A 545-nucleotide genomic window follows, 5' to 3' on the forward strand; every position below is an offset into this window, starting at 1 on the left:
TCGAGAAACAGGGCATCTTCATGTTCCGCTTCCTTATCAGCAATAGCATTGGGGTAATCTTGCGTTAACGATTCGCCAGGCTGAGTCTTATCAAACCCAGACATCTCAGTAACATCATCAGCAGACGGCATGACGGTTTCGATGCTGGCATCAGTATTTTTAGCAGGCGCTACTTTGCTAGGGTTTGTATTGAATTTTGCTTTAACAGCATTATCGTTATTGTGAGCAATGGTTTTATCTGAGAGATCGCTCTGTTCTCTTTCACTGCTGACATTTTCGATAATTTTTTCAGCAGCGGCTTGATCGGCAAACAAAATATCATCAAAAGACTCATCACTGCTAAAGCTAGTGCTGTCGATAGCCTCCGCAGATTGTAAGCTTGATTCAGATAAATCATCTTCAGACGGACTATTGAACAAAATATCGTCAAATGCTTCCGGAAGCGCTTGCTTGGTTTTACTGTCGTTATTATCGCTTGCCATTAAAATGCCATATCGTAAATAGCTATAAGCCTATAATTCTATAGCGTTTGAGGCATATTTACA

General features: G+C 40.7%; 1 pseudogene (cut by a window edge). It reads right to left on the bottom strand.

The window, feature by feature from the left end:
• Positions 1 to 482: pseudogene (locus HRU21_12825) on the bottom strand (hypothetical protein) (it extends 58 nt beyond the left edge of the window).
• Between the last annotated feature and the right edge of the window lie 63 nt (positions 483 to 545).

The sequence above is a fragment of the Pseudomonadales bacterium genome (assembly GCA_013215025.1).
Lineage (GTDB): Bacteria > Pseudomonadota > Gammaproteobacteria > Pseudomonadales > DT-91 > DT-91.